Annotated in this window: 17 protein-coding genes; 8 read left to right on the top strand and 9 right to left on the bottom strand. The window is 66.1% G+C overall.

What is annotated here, in order from left to right:
* Positions 1 to 58 precede the first annotated feature (58 nt).
* The 5 genes from HYG77_RS15350 (at position 59) to HYG77_RS15330 (ending at position 6635) form a co-directional block, all read left to right on the top strand.
* On the top strand, positions 59 to 970 hold the full coding sequence (locus HYG77_RS15350; protein ID WP_208963150.1) for a 3-carboxyethylcatechol 2,3-dioxygenase: 912 nt from the start codon (positions 59 to 61) through the stop codon (positions 968 to 970).
* Positions 967 to 2448: an aldehyde dehydrogenase (NADP(+)) gene (locus HYG77_RS15345; protein ID WP_208963149.1), complete on the top strand. Its 1482-nt coding sequence runs from the start codon at positions 967 to 969 to the stop codon at positions 2446 to 2448. The genes HYG77_RS15350 and HYG77_RS15345 overlap by 4 nt, the downstream gene beginning before the upstream one ends.
* A 107-nt stretch (positions 2449 to 2555) precedes the next feature.
* Positions 2556 to 3932, top strand: a complete 1377-nt coding sequence (locus HYG77_RS15340) for an MFS transporter (protein ID WP_208963148.1) — start codon at positions 2556 to 2558, stop codon at positions 3930 to 3932.
* A gap of 155 nt (positions 3933 to 4087) precedes the next feature.
* Positions 4088 to 4762 carry a Crp/Fnr family transcriptional regulator gene (locus HYG77_RS15335; protein WP_208963393.1) on the top strand — a complete coding sequence of 225 codons (675 nt, stop codon included), beginning with the start codon at positions 4088 to 4090 and terminating at the stop codon, positions 4760 to 4762.
* A 718-nt stretch (positions 4763 to 5480) separates the two neighbouring features.
* Entirely contained in the window at positions 5481 to 6635 is a 1155-nt protein-coding gene (locus HYG77_RS15330; RefSeq protein ID WP_208963392.1) for a zinc-binding dehydrogenase, read from the top strand.
* A gap of 251 nt (positions 6636 to 6886) precedes the next feature.
* On the opposite strand, the gene HYG77_RS15325 is transcribed toward HYG77_RS15330, so the two are convergent.
* The 7 genes from HYG77_RS15325 to HYG77_RS15295 all read right to left on the bottom strand — a co-directional run bounded on the left by HYG77_RS15325 (position 6887) and on the right by HYG77_RS15295 (position 16134).
* A complete protein-coding gene (locus HYG77_RS15325) occupies positions 6887 to 8719 on the bottom strand; it encodes an acyl-CoA dehydrogenase (protein ID WP_208963147.1) in 1833 nt (610 codons plus the stop codon).
* 170 nt (positions 8720 to 8889) lie between these two features.
* Entirely contained in the window at positions 8890 to 9801 is a 912-nt protein-coding gene (locus HYG77_RS15320) for a dioxygenase (RefSeq protein WP_208963146.1), read from the bottom strand.
* On the bottom strand, positions 9798 to 10874 hold the full coding sequence (locus tag HYG77_RS15315; protein WP_208963145.1) for a maleylacetate reductase: 1077 nt from the start codon (positions 10872 to 10874) through the stop codon (positions 9798 to 9800). Before HYG77_RS15315 ends, HYG77_RS15320 begins: the two co-directional genes overlap by 4 nt.
* A complete protein-coding gene (locus tag HYG77_RS15310; protein ID WP_208963144.1) occupies positions 10871 to 12094 on the bottom strand; it encodes an FAD-dependent monooxygenase in 1224 nt (407 codons plus the stop codon). Before HYG77_RS15310 ends, HYG77_RS15315 begins: the two co-directional genes overlap by 4 nt.
* A gap of 120 nt (positions 12095 to 12214) precedes the next feature.
* Entirely contained in the window at positions 12215 to 13786 is a 1572-nt protein-coding gene (locus tag HYG77_RS15305) for an AMP-binding protein (protein ID WP_208963143.1), read from the bottom strand.
* A 16-nt stretch (positions 13787 to 13802) separates the two neighbouring features.
* Positions 13803 to 15278, bottom strand: a complete 1476-nt coding sequence (locus HYG77_RS15300) for an aldehyde dehydrogenase family protein (RefSeq protein ID WP_244461329.1) — start codon at positions 15276 to 15278, stop codon at positions 13803 to 13805.
* Positions 15279 to 15288: 10 nt separating this feature from the next.
* On the bottom strand, positions 15289 to 16134 hold the full coding sequence (locus tag HYG77_RS15295; protein ID WP_005245231.1) for a p-hydroxycinnamoyl CoA hydratase/lyase: 846 nt from the start codon (positions 16132 to 16134) through the stop codon (positions 15289 to 15291).
* Positions 16135 to 16261: 127 nt separating this feature from the next.
* Here HYG77_RS15295 and HYG77_RS15290 point away from each other — a divergent pair, with 127 nt between their 5' ends.
* Positions 16262 to 16744: a MarR family transcriptional regulator gene (locus HYG77_RS15290; RefSeq protein ID WP_208963142.1), complete on the top strand. Its 483-nt coding sequence runs from the start codon at positions 16262 to 16264 to the stop codon at positions 16742 to 16744.
* A gap of 24 nt (positions 16745 to 16768) precedes the next feature.
* On the opposite strand, the gene HYG77_RS15285 is transcribed toward HYG77_RS15290, so the two are convergent.
* Complete coding sequence (locus tag HYG77_RS15285) at positions 16769 to 17581, bottom strand: IclR family transcriptional regulator (protein WP_208963141.1); 813 nt, start codon at positions 17579 to 17581, stop codon at positions 16769 to 16771.
* Between the two features lie 165 nt (positions 17582 to 17746).
* On the opposite strand from HYG77_RS15285, the gene HYG77_RS15280 reads away from it, so the two are divergent.
* Positions 17747 to 18862: an alcohol dehydrogenase catalytic domain-containing protein gene (locus tag HYG77_RS15280; RefSeq protein WP_208963140.1), complete on the top strand. Its 1116-nt coding sequence runs from the start codon at positions 17747 to 17749 to the stop codon at positions 18860 to 18862.
* Positions 18863 to 18869: 7 nt separating this feature from the next.
* Positions 18870 to 19538: a cysteine hydrolase gene (locus HYG77_RS15275; protein WP_208963139.1), complete on the top strand. Its 669-nt coding sequence runs from the start codon at positions 18870 to 18872 to the stop codon at positions 19536 to 19538.
* A gap of 398 nt (positions 19539 to 19936) precedes the next feature.
* Here the strand turns inward: HYG77_RS15275 and HYG77_RS15270 are convergent, their stop codons facing one another.
* The gene (locus HYG77_RS15270; RefSeq protein WP_208963138.1) at positions 19937 to 21418 is read right to left on the bottom strand and encodes a hypothetical protein; all 1482 of its coding nucleotides are present in this window, start codon (positions 21416 to 21418) and stop codon (positions 19937 to 19939) included.
* Positions 21419 to 21571 lie beyond the last annotated feature (153 nt).

Here is a 21571-nt window from a genome sequence, read left to right as displayed (position 1 = left end):
TGCGTCACCCCGCATTGAGCTACCGCCACGGCGGTCCCAGGAACTCCAGGAGTAAGCCATGACAACATTGAAGTCGGGTGCCCGTCTCGCCGGCGTCGCCCTCTCTCATAGTCCGCAGATGCTCGCCGACACCGAGCACACGCAGGGCCTGCAGTTTCGTGCCGCGATCTCCGCCGCGGCACGCGCGACTCACGCCTACGACCCCACCCTGGTCGTCTACTTCGGGCCCGATCACATGCGGGCGCTGGCCGGAATCGCGCCGGCTTTCACCACCGTCGAACGGGCCTCGGGCTACGGCGACTGGAACACCGCGAACAGTCGCTATGACATTCCCTCGCAACTGGTTCGGGATTACGTCCAGCACTCGACAGCCCGCGGCGTCGAGGTTGCATTCGCTCATGAGCTCAAGCTCGACCACGGCTTCAGCCAGTCGACCACCGATCTGTTCGGACGGCTCGACGCAGTCCCGATACTCCCCGTCATCATCAACTGCATCGATCGCCCCTTGGCCGCCATGTCGCGGGTCATCGAACTCGGACGACTCACCCGCGAGTTCCTCGACACCGTCACCTCTGCGGACGACCGCGTGCTCGTGATCGGCTCCGGCGGACTCTCGCACTCACCGCCCTCCCTCATTCCTGGGGCGGACAAGCTTCCCGAAGCGGAACGCCAGGCGCTGATCACGAACAACATGGCCAAAGCTATCGACGCCATCCGGCCCGAGTGGGACAAGCACATGTTGTCTCTGCTCGCCGACGGCAACCTCGACGCCATCTCCCGGCTGACGCACGACGACATCCAGGCGGCCGGCACGGGTGCACACGAAGTGCGCACCTGGGTCGCTGTCGCTGCCACTGTGGGCCAGCCGCTCGCCACCGTGGGATACGAAACAGTCCCCGAGTGGATCACCGGCATGGGCATCGCGGCGGACCAGGAACTGGCAGTCGAGGCGAGCGTGGTGGCACAGTGACCGATACCGCCACGACCCGAGTTCCCGCAACCACCACCGACATGACGAACGCCACGATCCGCGCGGCGGCGGAGGCCATGTCGATGTGGTCCTCGACGTCCCGGGCAGAACGATCGACGATCCTGCGCAGCCTCGCCAGCGAACTCGCGGCATCGTCCGATGACCTCGTCCCGATCACCGACGCCGAAACCGGCCTCGGCACAGGACGGTTGGTCGGTGAACTCGCCCGCACCGTGCACCAGTTGCGAATGTTCGCCGACGTTGTCGACGAAGGCGCCTATCTCGAGGTGACAATCGACCACGCCGATCCGGCTGCACCAGTCCCCATCGCCGGCGACGTCCGTCGATGGCTGGTTCCGCTCGGGCCGGTCGCGGTGTACTCCGCAAGCAATTTTCCCCTGGCCTTCTCCGTCCTCGGAGGCGACACTGCCTCCGCCCTGGCCGCCGGATGTACGGTCGTCGTCAAGGCGCACCAGGGCCATCCCCGGACGTCGGAACTCGTGCACGAGATCGCGGCTCGCGTATTCCGGGAAGCCGGGATGCCGGAGGGAGTGCTCGGACTCGTTCACGGACGCGACGCCGGCCGCACACTGATCGGCCACCCCGAGATCTCGGCCGCAGGTTTCACCGGCTCGGTTAGCGGGGGACGAGCTCTGGCCGACCTCGCACACGACCGCCCCCATCCGATTCCCTTCTTCGGTGAACTCGGTAGCCAGAACACGCTCGTCATCTCACCCGGTGCCGCCGAAACACGCGGCGCCGATATCGCCGAGGGGCTGGCAGCATCAGTACTTCTCGGCAGCGGTCAGTTCTGCACCAAACCAGGACTGGTACTTCTGCCGAACTCCGCGGCGGGTCAGCGGATCCTCGAGCACCTCGCCGACAGCATCCGGACCGCATCGGTATCCCGACTACTCACTACCACCATACAGGACGGCTTCATCTCCGGCAGTAGGGAACTCGAAGCCTCCGCCGGTATCAGCCTCGTCGCCCGCGGCGACAGCGCCGCCGTCGCCGGGCTCGCGCCCGCGCTGTGGGAGTGCGCACCCGAGCACCTCGACGGAGTCGCTCTCGAAGAATGTTTCGGGCCGACCGCAGTTGTCGTCCGGTACGGAGACGAGGACGAACTTCTCGGGTTGGTACGTAAGGTTCGACCCGCGCTGACGGCGAGCTTCTACACCGAGACCAGTGAACATTCATTATCGAAGGCGCTTCTCGAGACGCTGACGCCGAAAGCCGGCCGGCTAGTTGCGAACCAGTACCCCACGGGCGTTGCCGTCACCTGGAGCATGCACCACGGTGGCCCTTCCCCGTCGACCACCGACTCCCAGCACACCTCCGTGGGCGCCACAGCGATCCGCCGGTTCCTGCGTCCCGTTGCGTTCCAGAATGTCGACCCCGCGTTACTGCCGGACGAATTGCAGGACACGACCGAACTCGCGGTCCCGCGCCGGGTCGACGGGGTACTGATTTCTTGACCCGCACATTCCCAGACGCCCAGCGATCCCGGGCGATGCGCACGAACCACCACTTTCACACCCTCACCGCGGAATCGGTACGGTCCCGCGCTCCGAAACGGGAACAAATGACAGAATCCTCTACACCGTCAATCCCGGTGACCCGTAAGGCAACGTCGCCGCTGCGGGTGGCGATGGCGAGCTTTATCGGTACCACGGTCGAGTACTACGATTTCTTCATCTACGGTACCGCTGCAGCGCTGGTGTTCCCGGCGTTGTTTTTCCCGGACGTCTCTTCGGCGATGGGGATCCTGCTGTCATTCGCGACGTTCGGCGTCGGGTTCTTGGCCCGTCCTCTCGGCGGGGTCGTGTTCGGGCATTTCGGCGATCGGGTCGGCCGGAAGAAGATGTTGGTGATTTCCCTGGTCGGCATGGGCTCGGCCACCATGCTGATGGGAATGCTGCCCGGCTATGCGCAGATTGGGATCGCCGCCCCAATCCTGCTGACCATACTGCGCCTGGTGCAAGGCTTCGCTGTCGGCGGGGAATGGGGCGGTGCCACGTTGATGGCCGTCGAGCACGCCCCGCGGGCCAAGAAGGGATTCTTCGGGTCGTTCTCCCAGATGGGTGCCCCGGCCGGCACGAGCGTCGCCACCCTCGCATTCCTCGCGGTCTCCCAGCTGCCGGACGAACAGTTCCTCTCCTGGGGTTGGCGGCTGCCATTCCTGTTCAGCGCCGTCCTGATCATCATCGGGCTGTTCATCAGGCTCTCCCTGGACGAGAGCCCCGACTTCGCTGCCGTGCGCAAGCGTAATGGTGTTGTGCGCGTTCCCGTTCTCGCCGCAATCAGCAGGCACTGGCGCGAGATACTTCTGGTCGCAGGAACCTATCTGAGCCAGGGTGTATTCGCCTATATCTGCAGCGCGTATCTGATCTCGTACGGTACGACGGTGGCGGGGATCAGTCGGACGTTCGCCCTCGCCGGGGTATTCGTCGCCGGAGTCGTGGCCGTGATCTTGTACCCGATCTTCGGCGCTCTCTCCGATACGTTCGGCCGTAAGACGATGTACCTGCTCGGGGCAGTAGCGATGGGTGTGGTGATCGCGCCTGCTTTCGCGCTGATCAACACCGGGAATCCGTGGTTGTTCATGGCCGCTCTGGTGTTGGTCTTCGGGATCGCGATGGCACCGGCGGCCGGGGTCACCGGATCACTGTTCACGATGATCTTCGACGCGGACGTGCGCTACAGCGGCGTGTCGGTCGGGTACACCCTGTCCCAGGTGGCGGGCTCTGCGTTCGCACCGACGATCGCGACCGCCCTGTACGCCTCGACCAAGTCCAGCGACTCGATCGTCGTTTACCTGCTGATCGTCTCAGCGATCTCCGTCGTTTCGGTGATTCTGCTCCCCGGCGGCTGGGGCAGGAGAGGCGCCGCGCAACAGCTTGTCAACGACCGAGCCATCAATCCCGCCCCTTCGCCGGCCACCGTTGAGGCCGTGCACTAGTGCGCAGCCTGCAATGGGCTCAGGCCAGGACTGCATCGAATCTAGAATGCTAGAATGGCACTTTGAGGTAAGGGCTCCGCCAGGCAGCTGCACTTTTGTGTACGTCCGTATCTGGACGGGCGGCGCGCGGAGTCACCGATGTGAGAGGGATGGCTATGGACGAGATCCTGGCGCGAGCCGGCATCTTCCAAGGTGTTGATTCGGCGGCCGCGACCGCATTGACGGCCCAACTCGCGCCGGTCGACTTCCCCAGAGGGAGAGTCATTTTCAACGAAGGCGACTCAGGCCACGCGCTCTACATCATTGTCGAGGGCAAGGTGAAGGTTGGCCGCCGGACGCCGGATGGCCGGGAAAACCTGTTGGCAATCCTGGGCCCCTCCGACATGTTCGGCGAGTTGACGATATTCGATCCCGGGCCCCGCACCTCCACCGCGACCGCTCTCACCCCGGTGCGTGCGGTACGGATGGGTCGGGATGCGCTCAGGGATTGGGTTCGTCAGCGTCCCGACATCACCGATCAGTTGCTTCGTGTGCTGGCGCGCAGGCTGCGACGCACGAATGACAACTATTCCGATCTCATCTTCACCGACGTCCCCGGTCGTGTCGCGAAAGCACTGCTGCAGCTCGCGCAACGATTCGGGGAACAGGACAAAGGTTGTCTGCGGGTCACCCACGACCTCAAACAGCACGAGATCGCCCAACTCATCGGCGCATCCCGCGAAACCGTCAACAAGGCACTCGCCGAGTTCGCGCAACGCGGATGGCTGAGACTGGAAGGCAAGACCGTCGTGATCTCCGACGCCGAACGATTGGCGCGCAGGGCTCGTTGATCGGGCACCGATACGGTCTGCCGGCATCGTTGCACTGGACCAGGCAACGATGTCGTCAAATCACCGACCCGAGGAAAGTCCACCCAGTGAACGCAGGCACACCATGCCGAAGGCGTAGCGCGCCCGTTCACGCAGTCGTCGCGCGATTTCTCATCCTGAGCTGCGGCAATGTGACCGTCGGTCGATCTGTATTCGACGCAGCATGGGAAACATCGGTCATCGGTGGAGTGGCGACCGCCGCGGTAGTTCTCGGCATGATGTCAATCGGCCGCTGCCGGAGCGCGCAATGAACTCCCAAGCCCATTGACGTCGCCCCCTAAATTGCCCCAACACGCACGACGGAATGCGGATCGGTAGCCACGGTCGGGAACCATCCAATCACGGTGGCATCAGTGGATGGGCTAGCGCCCATAAGGCGGCTGGATTCTCTGGCATGGGAACCACTTAGGAAGACATTCCGGCGTTCGCCATCGTGCGCACACGCTGATGACCGCTACGAAATAGCGCAGTTGGCCATGGCTGATATGCAACGGTTATCGACAGTGCGCCAATGGTTATTGGACCGAATGAGGTCCACATCACACAATGGCAATTGCACTGGTCACCGAATCCCGGTTTACAGGGCCACAGCTCGCTTCCACAGCTGTCCGTGTTCACCACCACCACACGTAACGAGTCGTCATCGACTCAACGCCAGAGGAGTTCAGAGATGAGTTACATGCACGCCGCTCGGTTGCACGAGGTCGGACAGCCCTTCCATATCGACCAAGTTGCCATCCCCGAGCCTGGACCGCGTGATGTCCTCGTAGAAGTCAAGGCCTGCAACGTGATTCCGAACCTACGAAACGTCGTGACGTCGTGGCCGGAATGGTTCCCCTACCTTCCCCTTCCCGAGCTGCCGGCGATCTTCGGACTCGACGCTGCGGGAGTGGTGGCCCAAGTGGGTTCCCAGGTCCGCAACGTTCAGATCGGGGAGCGGGTATACGTCAACCCGGGGCGTCACTCCGGAGACTCCTATGCGTCGAGGGGCGGCGACCCGCTCAACGATCCCAGCTTCACCTTTCAGGGCTATTTCGGTTTCGGCCCCGACTCACACGAGATTTACCAGGACTATCCCCACGGCGGATTCTGCCAGTACATGAAAACACCCGCCGACGGATTGGTCACATTGCCAGACTCCGTCTCATTCGAGCAGGCATGCCGGTTCGGATACCTGGGTACCGCGTACTCCGCACTGCGGAAGAGTGGCGTACGCGCGGGCACGTCGGTTCTGATCAACGGTGGTACCGGAACTCTGGGTGTCGGTGCGGTATTGAATGCCCTCGCGATGGGCGCTAGCCGAGTTCTGGTGATGGCGCGAAATCGTGACCTTCTCGAACGGATCCGGCAATTGGATCCCCAGCGCGTCCGCGTCCTCGCCCACGGGGACCGTGAAGTGCCGGAATGGGTTCGCGAGCACACTGATGGTCTCGGGGCAGACGCCTTTGTCGACGCGGTGGGACCCGGTGCTCCGCATGAGATCACAGTGTCGGGTATCGACTCTCTGCGTCGTGGGGGCCGGATGGTCGATATCGGCGGCATGTCGGAGGAGTTGCCGTTGAACATGTTCAAGCTGATGTGTTTTCAGATCAGTGTCATCGGGTCCAATTGGTTCAGTGTCGCCGAGGGGCAGGAGATGGCGCGGATGGCTGAAGCCGGCACGCTGGACCTTTCGGTGTTCGAACACGAGGTATATCCGCTATCGGAAGTGAACGAGGCACTGGCCGCGGTGGAGAGTCGAAATGGGGGATTCACCAATGTGGTTGTCAACCCCGCTACGGAGAGTGCGGTGACCATGCGCGATCACTACAGCGTGTCCGCTGCGGGCGACTGAGGGCCGTTCACGACGGGACACCCGTCATACGACACCACCGCTTTCCGGAAACTCCCTACCGGTGACGCCAAATAGGGCTGTCACCGCCAACGGCAGGTATCGCCGTCCGCTTACGTCGATACCGCTGGCGCATGTCGTCATCGGGGAAGGAAGGGGCGAATCCGCACGCCGTGCGATCGGGTAGCGGGCGTGGGGTGCGGATTCGCCTGACTGGGACCGCATCCTCGGATGCGGGCGGTCGAGCCGGGGTGTCAGAAGGCGGTGCGAGGTAACTCGACGAGGTCGCTGCTGGTGTGTTGCATGCTGACCAGCTCCGCCGGGATGGTCGCGATCACGTGGCGGGCGAACCACCGCCCGGTGGCGGCCTTGCCGAGATAGAAGTCCCGGTCGGCCGGCGTGGCCGTGGTGGTGCGTTCCTCGGCGATCTGGGCGCTGCGCAGTAGCAGCCAGCCGCAGACGAGATTGCCGATTTGCAGGAGCAGCCGGGTGGTGTCCTGGGCGGCGAGGGGGCGCCGGTCCTTGTGATCGGTTGTGCCCCAACGATCGGTCAGCAGGGTGCACATGTCTCGGACCGCGTCGATCCCGGCGCGTAGCAGGGTGCGTTCGGTGGCGAACGTGTCGTTGCCGTGGTCGGCGGTCTTGTCCATGTCGACAAGGAGCCGTTCGAGGGCGGCGCCGCGGTCGCGGACGATCTTGCGGCTGAACAGGTCCAACCCTTGGATGCCGGTGGTGCCCTCGTAGAGGGTGTCGACCTTGGTGTCGCGGACGTACTGTTCGAGGGGGTAGTCCTTCAGGTATCCGGAGCCGCCGAAGGTCTGCAGGCTTTCCTGGCCGAGGATCCGCCAGGCGGTCTCGGAACAGTATCCCTTGATCACCGGCAGCAGCAGTTGATGGCAGGCGTCGGCCTCGGTGTCGAGCGTGCCCTGTGCGCGGGAGATTTCGATGCGGTCCTGCTGGGACGCGGCGTAGAGGATCAGTGCCCGCATACCCTCGGCGTAGGCCTTCTGAGTCATCAGGGACCGGCGGACGTCGGGGTGGTCGATGATCGGGACGGCACCGGGGGCGGCGTCGGTGCGCACCAGGGGTTGGCCCTGGACCCGGTTGAGGGCGTACTCGCGGGCGTTGAGGTAGCCGGTGGAGAGGGTGGCCATCGCCTTGACTCCGACGAGCATCCGGACGTGTTTGATGATCTCGAACATCTGCTGGATGCCCGCGTGCCGGTCGCCGAGCAGCCAGCCCACCGCAGGTGCTTCTCCTCCGAAGGTGACCTCACAGGTGGGGCTGCCGGTGATGCCGAGTTTGTGTTCGAGGCCGGTGGCGTAGACACCGTTGCGTTCGCCGAGTTCACCGGTGCCCGGGTCGAAGTGGAACTTCGGGACCACGAACAGGGACAGTCCCGCGGTGCCGGGTCCGCCGGCGCCGTCCACCCCGACGGGCCGTGCCAGCACCATGTGCACGATGTTGTCGGTCAGGTCGTGATCACCGTAGGTGATGAACCGCTTGACGCCCTCGAGGTGCCAGGTTCCGTCCGGTTGGGGGATCGCCCGCGTGCGTGCGGCACCGACATCGGAGCCCGCGTCGGGCTCGGTGAGCACCATGGTGACCATCCACTGGTGCTCGGTGATCAGCTCCGCCAGACGCCGCTGCGATTCGGTGCCCTCCTGGTGCAGGAGGCGAACCACCTGCGGAATGACGTTAAGGCCCTGGGGGATCGCCGCATTCGCTCCGAGCATCAGCTCGCTGACGCACCAGCGCAGGCTCGGTGGGACGGCCTGCCCGGACAGTTCCTCGGGCAGGTCGAGGTCGAGCCACCCTGAGGAGAGGTAGTCGGCGGCCGAGGCGCGGTAATCCTGCGGCAGGCGGACGCTATGCGTGGCGGCGTCGAAGGTCGTGGCAGCACGGTCGACGTCGCTGAAGGTCAGGGCCAACTTGTTGGTGGCGTACCGCTCCGCCTCGTCGAGCACGGTGTCGGCGGCATCGGGGGTGAAGTCCGCGAACGGCGGCGAACCGTAGACGTCGTCGCGTCCGAGCAGTTCGAACAGATCGAACCTGATGTCTCTCAGGTTGCTGCGGTAGTGGCTCATCGAGGTCCCTCTCAACTGCTGATGTGTATCAGCATCACTGATACAGGTATATCAGGTGTTCTGATATAAGGTCAATGGTGGATGTGCCCGCCGCCGGCGCTCCCGTAGTCCGGAGGCAGATCGGCCGGACACTCGTGTCGGAGCTGTCGGAGCGGATGTGCCGTGGCCGGTCAGGGTGCGGCGGGGGCGAGGACGATGTCGAATCGTGTCCGCGACCACGGGCGGCCGCCCAGTTCTCGGCCGTCCGGGGTCGGTGTTCCCGCCGGCTGTTCGGTGAAGTCCTTGATCAGCGACTCCTTGACCCCGAACACGCTGTCCGAGTGCAGGAGTGCGTCACCGCGGACGAAGATGTGGGTGACCAGGGTGCGATATCTGTCGGCGGTGACCATGAAGTGCAGGTGGCTGGCGCGCATCGGGGAGCGACCGGCGGCGGCGAGCATGGCGCCGACCGGGCCGTCGTGCGGGATGGGATACGGGGTCGGGGTCAAACCCCAGAACGAGTACCGGCCCCATTCGTCGGTGAACAGGTGGGCGCGGCCGGTAACGCGGTCGTCGGTGTACTGGACGTCGTAGAACCCGTCGTCGTCGGCCTCCCACACCTCGATCCGCGCCCCGGGAATCGGGGAACCGTCGAGTCCGGTGATGGTGCCCTCGACCCAGCAGGGTTGGCCGGGGGCACCGCCGGAGATGTCGCCGCCGAGGTCGATGCGGGGCGAGTTCTCGACGAAGAACGGCCCGAAGACGGTGGCTTCGGTGGCCTCGCCCTCGGCCTCGTTGTTCATCGTGATGGTCTGCATGGACGCACCGAACACATCGGAGAGGAGGATGAATTCCTGCCGCCGGTCATCGGTGATATGCCCGGCGGCGGTGAGGAATTCGATCGCCGTGTTCCATTCTTCCTCGGTCAGGCGTACCTCGCGCAAGAAGGTGTGCAGGTGCCGGGTCAGCGACTGCAACACCACCTTCAGGCGCTCGTTGTCGGCGCCGTCGAAGCTGGCGACCACCTTCGCGGTCAACTCTTCCTCACGCCGGGCCTGTTCGGGGTTGGCGGTCGCGGTCTTGTCCACGGTGCGGGAAGTCATGACAAGAAACCTTCCGAGGAGGGCGGGGTGCCGGCCCAGGCGGCGCGGAGCAGGATCTCGAGGTTGCCCGGTGTCACCTGGCGCGGGGTGGTGTCGGGGATGAACGGCAGGATGAGTGCGACGGCCTCGGGAATGCTGTCCTCGGGCAGCCCGTGATCGGCCAGGGCGGTGGGTGCGTCGAGCCTTGCACGCAGCGTGTTCAGCCCGTCGAGTGCGTGTGCGGTGCGGAAGGCGGCGGCGATCCGCTCTTCGGCGGCGGGTGCGGCGGGGGCGAGGAAGGCCAGGACGTACGGCAACACGACGGCGTGGGTCTGTGCGTGGGGCAGGTTGTAGGCGCCGCCGAGGACGTGGCAGATCTTGTGGTGCATCCCCGATCCCGCCGAGGCGAAGGCGACCGCGGACAGGTAGGCGCCGTAGAGGCAGTCCTCCCGCCCGGCCGTGTCGTCGGGGTCGGCCTTGACGGCCGGCAGCCCGGCGTTGAGAGTGCGGATCGCTTCGGCGGCCAACGCCTGGTTGATCGGGTCGGCGCGCGGCGCCCACATCGAGTCGATGCTGTGCGCCAGGGCGTTCAGACCGGACGCCACCGACAGGTCGGCGGGCAGCGAACTGGTCAGGTCCGCGTCGTAGACGACCGTGACGGGCAGAACCCTGTCGTCGACCCCGGTGCTCTTCCGTGAATCCTCGGTCAGCCCCCAGACGTTGGTCGCCTCCGAACCGGCGTAGGTGGTCGGGACGGCCACGATGGGCAGCCCGGTGGTCAGGGCTATTGCTTTCGCCAGACCGGTCGTCGACCCGCCACCGATGCAGACCAGCAGGTCGATCCCGTGCTCGTCAGCCGCGGCCCGGCCCTTCTCGGCCTTGGCGATCGGCACGTGCGGGGCGACGTCGTCGTAGCGCAAGGCCACCGTGATGCGCCCGGTCACCGTCTGGGCGATCGGCTGCTCGGTCGCCCCGGCGATCACCATGACCGCTCGCGCGCCGAGCCGCTCGACCTCGGCGGCCAGGTTCTGCGCCGCCTGTCCGGTGCCGAACAGCACCCGCTGCGGCAAGGTCACGTGTTCGAAGGTCGTCATCGGACGTACGCCTCCCTTGCGGCCAGTTCGGCGTCGTATCCGTAGAGCCAACCGCTGGCGACGAGGGGATCCTGCTGGGCGAGTCCGGCGTCGCGGGTGATCTGTTCCGGACCGTCGGGCAGGTGGTTGATGTCCTTGCGGCCGCGGCTGAGCTGCTGGACCTTCGTCGTGCGGGGCAGGCGAATCTCCTGGTAGGTGCGTAGCGCCCGCTCGGGGTCGCCGGTGTCCGCGGCCAGGCACTGGGCGAGCGCGGCGCCGTCCTCGATGGCCTGGGCGGCGCCCTGGGCGAAGAACGGGAACATCGGATGCGCGGCGTCACCGAGCAGCGTCACCCGACCACGTGACCATTTCTCGAGCGGTGCGCGGTCGAGCAGCGCCCATCGTCCCGGCGTCCCGGCAGCGGTGATCAGATCGGTCAGTCGGGGATCCCACCCGTCGAACTCGGCGAGCAGCTCCGCGACTGTGCCGGTGGCGCTCCAGGATTCGTCGGTGAAGTCACCGGCGGGGGCGAACGCCACGATGTTGACGGCCTTGCCGCCCGAGATCGGGTAGTGCACGAGGTGATGGTCCGGTCCGATCCACAGGGTCTGGACCGGGCGGCGCGCGAAGGCCGGGGCGTCCGCGGCGGGGACGAGTGCCCGGAACGCGCACATCCCGGAGTACTCGGCGGGGGCGGGGGTGGTGATGGCGCCCCGGATGACAGAGTGGACCCCGTCGGCGCCGATGACGACGTCGGCGTCGATCACCGATCCGTCGCCGAAGTGCAGGCGTGCCCCGTCGGTGGGGGGTTCGATGCCGGTGCAGCGCATGCCCAATCGGATCAGCTCCGCCGGGACCGCCGCGCGGACGGCGTCGAGCACGTCGGCGCGGTGCGCGACGTAGGAGCGTTCGCCGTAGAGGGCTTCGCAGTTGTCGGTGAGCTGCTCGGCGGAGAGGATCGCCCCGTTCTGCCAGCGTCGGAATTCCCAGCCGACCTCGAGGGGGACCGCCTTGGCGAGGAAGGTGTCGAACTGGCCGAGCCGGCGGATCATTCGCACCGCGTTGGGGGAGACGACCAGTCCGGCTCCGACCTCCCCGAGCTGGGGTGCTTGTTCGTAGACGGTGACGTCGAGGCCGGCCCGGTGCAGGAACGCTGCTGCCGCCAGCCCGCCGATACCGCCGCCGACGACGGCGATACGGGGGGAACCGGTGGAGGGGGAATCGGGTGTGGTTGTACTCATGGGAAAGGCCTTTCTGACTCGATCCGCCGGCGTGCGGAGGCGAAAAATCTCGCCGTGTGCCGGCGAGACCGGTCGACCGCGCGCTGGGGGTGGAGCGCACCCGTTCCGGTGGCGGACGGGTCAGCGCTGTACGGGGGTGTCCTGGGAGGTGGGGGTCAGTTCGCGGCGCAGGAGTTTGCCGACCGGGCTGCGGGGCAGGCTCTCACGCCGTTCGAGGACGCGGGGGATCTTGAATTTCGCCAGCTGTGGGCGCAGGAACTGTTGCAGCTCTTCGAGTTCGACGGTGTCGTCGCAGACGACGACCGCGGTGATGATCTCACCCCACACCGGGTCCGGGCGGCCGACGACGGCAGCATCGCGGATCCCGGGATACTGGACGACCAGGTGCTCGATTTCGGCGGGATCCACGTTCTCCCCGCCGGTGATGATGATTTCCTTCGACCGCCCCGTGATGCACAGGTCGCCGTCGACATCGATGAAGCCGCGGTCGCCGCTGGCCAACCACCCGTCCCGAAACGTTTCGGCGGTCGCGGTCTCGTTGCCCCAGTAGCCGGAGGCGATGTGCGGTCCGCGCACGAGCACCTCGCCGACCTGGCCGGGCGGAAGGTCGCTGCCGTCATCGGAAACGATCCGCAGATCCGTCAGCAACGCCGGAGTCCCTGATGATGCGGACTTGAGTGCCGCGTCGGTGGCGCGCCGGAAACTGACCGACGGTCCGGCCTCGGTCAGTCCGTAGCTGGCGAGAACCGGGACACCGCGCGAGGCCCACAAAGCCACCAGTTCCGGTGGCATCGGGGCCCCGCCGCCGAGGATCCACCGCAGGCTCGAGGTGTTCGCGTCTGGGAACCCCGGCACCTGCGTCATCAGAGTGAGCATCGAGGGCACCGCGAACATGGTGGTGACCGCGAACTGCTCGATCTGCCGCAGGCACCGCCGGGCGTCGAACTTGCTGTCGAGTATCACTGTGCCGCCCTTGTACAGGGTGGCGACGGCGAGGGTATTCAAGGCCGCGACGTGGGACAGGGGTGTGTTCACCAGCGTCACATCGTCGGCGACGATGTCCAGTCCGAGCAGGGTGTTGACCCCGTTGAAGAACAGTGCGCCGTGACTGAGGGTGACCCCCTTGGGGTGCCCGGACGTTCCCGAGGTGTAGACGATCAACGCCGCGGAGTCCGCCGTCGGGCGGTGATCCGGCGCGGGACCGGGAACGTACGCGGGCAGGTGCGGCAGTGCCAGGTCGCGAACCTTGTCCAGGGACAGGATCGGTATGCCGTCGACGCCGGGCACCTGGCGGCCGGCGTCGACGGTGTGCGGCGACACCAGCAGCACGCGCGCCGACAGATCCTGCAGGATGTAGCCGACGTCCGCGGGTGGGGACGCGATACCGACCGGGGTGAAGACCGCCCCGATCCGTGAACTCGCATAGAGCGCGATCAGGATCTCGGGGCGGTTCTCCGAGTAACACACGACGCGATCTCCGGGCCGAACCCCCTGCTCGGTGAGGAACGACGCCGCCGCCCGGATCCGGTCGAGGAGCTGACCGTAGGAGATCCGTTCGTCGCCACAGATGATCGCGGTGCGGTGTGGTTGACGTTCGGCTCGGCGCTCGACGAGCTCGCCGTAGCGCAGGCCGGTGAATCCTGCCGATCCTCCCGGACCGGAGTCCGGGGTGGGGGTGGAGGAGGCGTCCATCGTAAATCTCTCCCGGTCAGATCGGATAGTGGCGGTCGTCGCTGGACACGGTGATCCACCGCAGTTCGGTGAATTCTTCCAGAGCTGCGGACGAGCCGAAACGCCCGAAGCCGCTGGCTTTGACCCCACCGAACGGCATCTGCGCCTCGTCGTGCACGGTGGCGCCGTTGATGTGGCAGATCCCGGACTGAATTCGCTGCGCCAGGGTCAGGCCGCGCCCGACATCACCGGTGAACAGCGCGGCGGAGAGCCCGTAGTCGGAGTCGTTGGCCACCCGCACCGCCTCGTCCGCGCCATCGACCTCGATGATCGGGGCGAGGGGACCGAACGACTCCTCGGAGTAGATGCGGGCGGCCGACGTGACACCGCTGAGCACGGTGGGCGGGTAGTACAGGCCCTCCGCCACACCGCCGGTGACGACGGTGGCGCCGTGAGCGACCGCATCGGCGACCAATGCCTGCACGTGGGCGGCGGCGCCCTCGTGCACCAGCGGTCCCAGCTGGGTGCGTGGATCCTCCGGGTCACCGACGACGAGCTTCGCGGCCCGCTCGGCCAACAGGGCGGTGAACTCGGCGGCGACGGCGCGGTCGACGATCAGCCGCTCCGTCGACATGCAGATCTGGCCCTGGTTCATGAAGGCACCGAACGACGCCGCGGCGGCCGCGGCCTCGAGGTCGGCATCGGCCAGCACGATGAATGGTGCCTTACCGCCGAGTTCGAGAACCGTTCGCGTCAAATGCGTTCCGGCCTTCTCGGCGATGATGCGTCCCACCGTGGTGGAGCCGGTGAAGTTGACGCACCGCACCGCCTTGTGTGCGATCAGCGCGTCGACCACCTCGGCGGCGTCCTCGGCGGCATTGGTGACCAGATTCGCCGCGCCGGCCGGGATGCCGGCGTCGATGAGGCATTCGATGATGGCGGCGTGGGTCGCCGGGGTCTCCTCCGACGCCTTGAGTACCACGGTGTTGCCGTAGGCCAGCGGCATGGCGATCGCCCGGACACCGAGGATGACCGGTGCGTTCCACGGCGCGATGCCGACCACGACCCCGACCGGCTCCCGCACGGCGAGCGCGGTCAGCCCCGGGACATCGGACGGGATGACCTGGCCGACCGTCGAATACACCTGGGCGGCGGCCTCGCGGAACATCCCGGCCGCGAGTTTGACGTTGAAATGGCACCAGGAGGCGGCGGCGCCCATCTCCTTGCCCATCATCGCCGAGATGGCCTCGCTGCGTTCGTCGAGGAGTGCGGCGGCCCGCTCGAGGACCTTCCGGCGCGCGCCGGGGGAGGTGGCGGCCCACCCGGCGGCGGCGTCGGCCGCCGCGGCGACGGCGCGTTCGGCGTCGGCGCGGGTGGCGGCCGCGACCCGCGCGATCGGTTCACCGGTCAGGCGGCGGGCTTTGACGATGTAACGCCCGCTGGCGGCTTCGACCGACTCTCCGCCGATGCGCAGCGGAACGGTCACCACGGCGGATTCGGTGGTGGAGGTCATCGATGTTCTCCTACTCTGCGGTGGTGGCGTACGTTCCCAGGCCCGGGCGGTACGTCTTGTCGTCGAGGAACTGGGTCATGCCCTGCTCACGAGCGTCGGTGTCGAACAGGATCGCCTGGTCGTGCTTGGCGTAGAGGTAGTCCTCGGCGGCCTCCCACGACATCAGCCGCGAGTGCCTAAAGCCCATCTTCGCCCCGCGGACCACCCACTGGCTCAGGCTGGTCAGCTGCAGGGCGAGCTCGATGGTGCGGGCGCGGAGCTGATCGGCCGGGACCGCTTCGTTGACCAAACGCATTTCCGACGCGCGTTTCCCGTCGAAGTGCTGCCCGGTCATGATGTAGAACATGGCATCGCGGGTGGGGATGGTCTCCGCCAGCGCACGAGTGACCAGGTTGCCGGGGGTGACACCCCAGTTCACCTCGGACAGACCGAAAGTCGCGTCCTCGGACGCGATCGCCAGATCGCAGGAGACGAGCGGAACGAACGCGCCGCCGAAGCACCAGCCGTTGACCATCGCGATGGTGGGCTTGGCGTAGTTGAGGAGCTTGCGGTACTGCCAGTTGGTGCCCTCGCCGCGAACCCGGTGCTGCACCGAGCGTGGCTTGCCGTCGGTTTCCCGGAAGTACTCCTTGAGATCCATGCCGGCCGAGAAGGCGTCGTCGGAGCCGGTCAGCACCACCACGGCGCAGCGGTCGTCGTCCTCCAAATGATCGAGGGTGGCGAACATTTCGCGGTTGAGCGTCGGGTTCATCGCATTGCGCTTGTCCGGGCGGTTGAACCGGACCCAGGCGATGCGGTGCTCGTCGAACTCGACGAGGACGGTGTTACCCCAGGGTTCGTTGATGTTGTCGGACATGGAAGTCTCCGTTCGATCGTCACGGCCCGGTGGCCGTGACACAGGGTGAATGCGGTGGCAACGAGCCACGAGGCATATAAGAAGTTCTGATATGGAAGTTATCAGTGACTCTGATAACCTGTCAACCATGACTATCGAGGTGCTCGGCGACGGGACGACCCAGGACGTCGGCGGATCGCCGGCCAGGGTGACGTATCTGGTCAAACGGCTCGAGTCGGCGGTCCGCCGAGACCTCGACGCCGCCATGCAGGCGCAAGGGTTGACCACGCCGCAGTATGCGGCGCTGAGCATCCTGCAGCGCAATCCCGGACTGTCCTCGGCGCAACTGGCCCGGCGGTCCTTCGTCACCGCGCAATCGATGCAGGTCATGGTCGCGGCGTTCGTGCGCAGCGGCTATGTCGAGCGCCATCCCGATCCCGACAAGCAACGCGTGCTGCGCAACTACCTGACCGAGGCCGGGCTCGACGTGCTCGCCCGATGTGAAGAGGCGGCCGATCGCATCGAGGAGCGAATGCTGGCCGGCCTCAGCCGGTCTCAGATCTCACGACTTCGGGAAACCATGACCACCTGCGTGCAGAACCTGACCGACGGACACCATCCGGCCGACTGACGCCGGACGGTGACGGGTGGGGGGTTACCGCGTGCGCGGGACCGCCCGGGGTAGCCGCGGGCTGATCGGTTGCCGGGGGCCGGGGCCGGCCAGCGCATGCGTCAGCCCGCGGCCGGCCGTCTGAACCAGGATCTTCATCTCCCGCGGATCCCGTGCCCCGGTCGTCCCGAGGATGGAGATCGCGGCCATCCCCATCTCGGCAGGTCCGGTCGCCAATGCGGCGCAGGAGGTGGACCCGGGCGTGAGTTCGTCCTCCGATGTCGCCACCCCGTCCCGCCGCACCCGCGCCAACTCCCCGCGAAGCGTCTCGGCCGTCACGATGGTGGCCGGGGTGTATCCGGTCAGCGGGCCGCTGAGCACCCGCTCTTGAAAGTCGGGTAAGGAATGGGCCAGCAGTGCCTTGCCCACCGCGCTGGCATGCAGCGGCAACCGGCCCCCGGCCCGCCCGACCGGCGGTACGTCCGTGGTGCCCGTGATCTTCTCCACGAGCAACGCTTCTGTGCCATCGAGCACGGCGAGGAGGATGTGTGCCCGGGTCACCTCCCACAGGCTCTGAAGAAACGGCATGGCAGCCTCGCGCAGCCCGTAGGTTCTGGTCGAACGCGCGGCGATCTCCCACAGCCGAACTCCCACGCAGTACCTGCCCTCGGGCGTGCGCTCGAGACCGCCCCAGTCCACCAGGTCCTGGATCAAGCGATGCACCGTGCTCGACGGCAAACCCGTCACGCGCGCGATCTCCGACATCGACAACTCGACGCGCTCCCCGGTGAATGCCTCGAGGATTGTCAGCGCCTTACTGGTCACCGATCGCCCGGGGGAGGTGTTCCGGCCCGCCATGTCCACCCCTCCTATCAGAGTCTCTGATGCAGCGTACCGGCCTGAGCTCCGTGACATGTTGCCCACTGGACGGGAAACCTGTGGCCCGAGTCACATCAGAAAGTCTTACATGGAGGGGTGCCGGCCTACACCCGTCGCACCGATCATCTTCAGGAGAGAAACCCCATGACTGAAACAATGCTGGCCGCCCGCATGCACCAGGTCGGCGAACCCATGGTCCTCGAACAGGTGCCGCTGCCGCAGCCGGGACCCACCGACGTGCGAGTGTCCGTGCAGGCCTGCAACATCGTGCCGAACCTGGCCAACATTCTCGCCAACTGGACCACCTGGTTTCCGCAGAATCCGCTGCCCGCCCTGCCGGCGATCTTCGGGCTCGACCCGGCCGGTGTGGTCGACGCCGTCGGCGCCGACGTCCACAACTTCAAGCCGGGCGACCGCGTCTACGTCAACCCCGGCCGCCACTGCGGCGACTGTCTCTCCTGCCGACGCGGCGAACACGTCAACTGCACCAGCTACGCCTTCTCCGGCTACTTCGGCTTCACCGCCACCGCACCCCGACTGCTCGACCGGTACCCCTACGGCGGCCTCGCCGAATACACCCTCGCCCCGCAGTACGCCCTCGTCAAAATCCCCGACAGCATCGGGTTCGAGACCGCCGCACGATTCGGCTACCTGGGGACCGCGTACTCGGCCCTGCGCAAGGCGAAGGTCGGCACCGACACCACCGTGCTGATCAACGGCATCAGCGGCACACTCGGACTCGGCGTCGCCCTCTACGCCCTCGCCATGGGCGCCACCACCATCCTCGGCACCGGCCGCGACCGTGACCTGCTCGCCCGCGTCGAAGCCCTGGCCCCCAACCGTATTCGAACGTTCTCCACCCGAGACGGCGCCATCGACAACTGGGTACGCGGTACCGTCGACGGCGGTGTCGACGTCTACATCGACGCCCTCGGCCCCGGTGCCCCCCACGAGCCGTTCCAGCAAGGCGTCAAATCCCTGCGCCGCGGCGGACGCGCCGTGAACATCGGCGCCACCGCAGGCGAAGTACCCATCGACGTTCACCACCTGATGGACCAGCAACTGCAACTGCTGGGATCCTGCTGGTTCACCGCCGGCGAAGGGCAGGACATGGCAGCCATGGCGGCCAACGGCATGGTCGATCTGTCCATCTTCGAGAACGTCACCTTCCCCCTGGCCAAGGTCAACGACGCCATCAGCGGCATCGAGAACCGTCACGGCGGCTTCAGCAATTTCGTTATCAACCCCACCGAGAAATAGGACATCCATGCCTACCGACGATCCGTTCTCACTAGACCCCGCCCGCACCGCCCTGGTCAACGTGCACTGGCAACACGACATCGTGACCGCCGACGGCGCATTCGCCCCGTTCTTCGCCGAATCCGTGCACCGTCACGGCGTCATCGGCACCACGCGCGAACTGGTCGAAAATTTCCGCAACGCCGGGTCGCTTATCGTCTGGGCCCGCGCCGCGTTTCAACCCGGCTACCCTGAGCTCCTCTTGAACACCGGACTCGACCACGCCATCAAGGATTTCGGTGCACTTATCGAGGGAGGCGTTGGGGCGCAGATCATTCCCGAACTGGCCCCCGGAGACGATGAACCGGTGGTCAGCCACCCGGGGACCTCGGCGTTTCCGAACACGGCACTCGACGCCATCCTGCGCCGCCGACAGATCGACACCGTTCTCTTCACCGGCGTCGCCACCAATGTGACCGTCGAGGGCACCGCAAGAGACGCAGTGAACCTGGGCTACAACGTCATCCTGGTATCTGATGCCTGCGCGGCAGCAACCGACGAAGCGCACGAAGCGACGCTCGCCACCTTCTCATTGCTCGGAACGATCGCGTCCGCCGGCGACATCCAACGGGCGCCGCTGCAACGGCAGAAGGATGGACAGGACGCGGCGCTGACACAGTCGCACGCCCTGGCCTAACCGGAGCTGTCCGCTGTCAGTCGAGTTGACATACGCGACCTGTAGGAATGCTGTGTCGACGAGAATCGAGACGTGGACGGACAGCGTAGTTGGCATTTCCGTAGCGATTCGGGCGGTTCCGCTACGAGCGCCGAGTGGGGTTGACGTGCACATACGATGATGCCGCAACTCGGATAAGCAGCACGAGGTTGTACTGGGATGTCGCGGAATCGGCTATGTCATAATGCCTGACAATCAAGCGCCAGACCGTAGTGCGTTGCAAAACTTGTCAAAAATGCCAACTCGCCCATCAACGGACAGGAGCACCACTGACTGTGCGGTATTGGGGCAATGCGGCGCCGGACGCCGACTGGATAAGGGACTTATCAAGTTCTGTCGATCTCGTGGCGGGGAGACGCTCATCGTTTGGGGTGTTTCATCGCGGGGTAGCTGCCCATCGGGATTGCCGCGCGGGCGGCGTGGATGTTCATGGTGTTGGGGGTGTAGCCGAGTAGGGCGGCGAGGGATGCGGCGTCGATTTCTTTGCTGAGGTCGTGCAGTGCGGCGTTGCGGATGGCTTGGATGTTGATGCCGAGTTTTCGGAGTCGTTGCATCAGGGTCTGTTCGGTGAGGTGATGTCCGGCGCGGGTACCGGGGAAAAGCCAGCGCGAATCGTGGTTGGTCGTCTTCTGGTTTGCCCGGCTGTCGAGGTGTTGTTGTAAGAGGGGGAGCAGGGGTTCGGGCAATGCGGCAGGGAGGGTGCCGATCCTGACGGTGGGTCGGGGCGGGGTAGTGGTGATGTCGTCGAGGGTGAGTTCGGCGATCCTGCGGACGGGGACGCCGTAGAGCAGGAACAGGAGTGCGGCGATGCGGGTGGACAGGGTGATGTGGTCGGCTTCGATGGTGGTGCGGATGAGTTCGAGTCGCGTGGTGGAGGCGGCCAGGGGCGTGGTCCGCGCTGTGCGGTATCGGATGGTGAATCGCGCTGCGATGCCGGTGCGGTGGCGCCACTGAATGAAGTTGCGGATGGTGTGGCGGGTGGTGGTGCCTTCGCTGAGGTAGGCGTCGAGGTGTGCTTGTCGCAGGTGAGCGATGGTGGTGTGGTGTTCGGTGCGCAGCCAGGTCAGGAACTTGGTGGCCTCGGTGATCTCTTGTTTGGCAGTGCGGGTGGCGTTGTCCATGTTGCGACCGGTGTCGGGAACGCGCAGTCGTCGTAGGTGATGCCAGCGGGCGAATTGCTCTATGGGCGCGTGAATCTCGGGCATTGGTTGCAGAGTTGTGAGTCGGTGGTCGAGCCAGGTTTCGAAGCGGGCCAGGCGGGCGTCGCCGCGGCTGGGCAGCATGTGGTGGTGGACGAGCATTTCGCGTAGGTGTTCGGCGCTGCGGGATGGTGGTAGGGCGTCGAATGCGGGGTGGGACAGGTGAAGTTCGCGACTGCCGATGCGGGCGAGTAGGTCGGCGGTGGTGGGGTGACGCATCCAGGTGAGGATGCTTTCCGGGCGGGGAACGGCGGCGAGGGTGGTGATGAGTCGTTTGATCCGCAGATCCGGTGGTGAGCTGGGGTTGAGGATGCGTTCGAGGTCGTGGGTGAGCACGCAGCGGGCGCAGTGCCCGCCGCGGAGGCGTTCGGCTTCGCGGCCGCACTGGTCGCAGTCGAGTTTGGTGGCGATGCCGGCGCAGTCGCGGCAGATGTGGGCGCCGGTGGAGGATCTTTCAGGCACGAGGCGGTGATCGCCGCAGAACGCGCAGGGGCCGTAGGTGCGGGCGGCGGTGGTGAAGCAGGCGCCGCAGATGGCTCCGTCGGGCCAGTGCACCCGGAACTTAGGGACGAGGTTGCTGCACCGGGCGCATTCGAGGGTGCCGGTGCTGCGGGGCCGCCCGCGTGGGCGGGGATCAGTCATCGTCGGTGATGATGCGGGCGCGAACGGGACGGTAGGCGTTGAGGAGGGGGACGTCGGCAGGGGAGTTGGACGGCCTTGCTGCGGGATTGGCGGGCATCGGTCGCGGTGTAGGTGATCAGATCGCCGGCTTCGACACCGAAGATGTCGCAGAGC

Source organism: Rhodococcus sp. ZPP, from assembly GCF_017656075.1.
In the GTDB taxonomy this organism is placed as follows: Bacteria; Actinomycetota; Actinomycetes; order Mycobacteriales; family Mycobacteriaceae; genus Rhodococcus_F; species Rhodococcus_F oxybenzonivorans.
This window is presented reverse-complemented; position numbering and strand designations above follow the sequence as displayed.

Excerpts from the sequence above, each read along its gene's own strand:
- HYG77_RS15350 (WP_208963150.1), top strand. The coding sequence starts at position 59 with ATGACAACATTGAAGTCGGGTGCCCGTCTCGCCGGCGTCGCCCTCTCT.
- HYG77_RS15340 (WP_208963148.1), top strand. The coding sequence starts at position 2,556 with ATGACAGAATCCTCTACACCGTCAATCCCGGTGACCCGTAAGGCAACG.
- HYG77_RS15335 (WP_208963393.1), top strand. The coding sequence starts at position 4,088 with ATGGACGAGATCCTGGCGCGAGCCGGCATCTTCCAAGGTGTTGATTCG.
- HYG77_RS15330 (WP_208963392.1), top strand. The coding sequence starts at position 5,481 with ATGCACGCCGCTCGGTTGCACGAGGTCGGACAGCCCTTCCATATCGAC.
- HYG77_RS15325 (WP_208963147.1), bottom strand. The coding sequence starts at position 8,719 with ATGAGCCACTACCGCAGCAACCTGAGAGACATCAGGTTCGATCTGTTC.
- HYG77_RS15320 (WP_208963146.1), bottom strand. The coding sequence starts at position 9,801 with ATGACTTCCCGCACCGTGGACAAGACCGCGACCGCCAACCCCGAACAG.
- HYG77_RS15315 (WP_208963145.1), bottom strand. The coding sequence starts at position 10,874 with ATGACGACCTTCGAACACGTGACCTTGCCGCAGCGGGTGCTGTTCGGC.
- HYG77_RS15310 (WP_208963144.1), bottom strand. The coding sequence starts at position 12,094 with ATGAGTACAACCACACCCGATTCCCCCTCCACCGGTTCCCCCCGTATC.
- HYG77_RS15305 (WP_208963143.1), bottom strand. The coding sequence starts at position 13,786 with ATGGACGCCTCCTCCACCCCCACCCCGGACTCCGGTCCGGGAGGATCG.
- HYG77_RS15300 (WP_244461329.1), bottom strand. The coding sequence starts at position 15,278 with ATGACCTCCACCACCGAATCCGCCGTGGTGACCGTTCCGCTGCGCATC.
- HYG77_RS15295 (WP_005245231.1), bottom strand. The coding sequence starts at position 16,134 with ATGTCCGACAACATCAACGAACCCTGGGGTAACACCGTCCTCGTCGAG.
- HYG77_RS15290 (WP_208963142.1), top strand. The coding sequence starts at position 16,262 with ATGACTATCGAGGTGCTCGGCGACGGGACGACCCAGGACGTCGGCGGA.
- HYG77_RS15285 (WP_208963141.1), bottom strand. The coding sequence starts at position 17,581 with ATGGCGGGCCGGAACACCTCCCCCGGGCGATCGGTGACCAGTAAGGCG.
- HYG77_RS15280 (WP_208963140.1), top strand. The coding sequence starts at position 17,747 with ATGACTGAAACAATGCTGGCCGCCCGCATGCACCAGGTCGGCGAACCC.
- HYG77_RS15275 (WP_208963139.1), top strand. The coding sequence starts at position 18,870 with ATGCCTACCGACGATCCGTTCTCACTAGACCCCGCCCGCACCGCCCTG.
- HYG77_RS15270 (WP_208963138.1), bottom strand. The coding sequence starts at position 21,418 with ATGACTGATCCCCGCCCACGCGGGCGGCCCCGCAGCACCGGCACCCTC.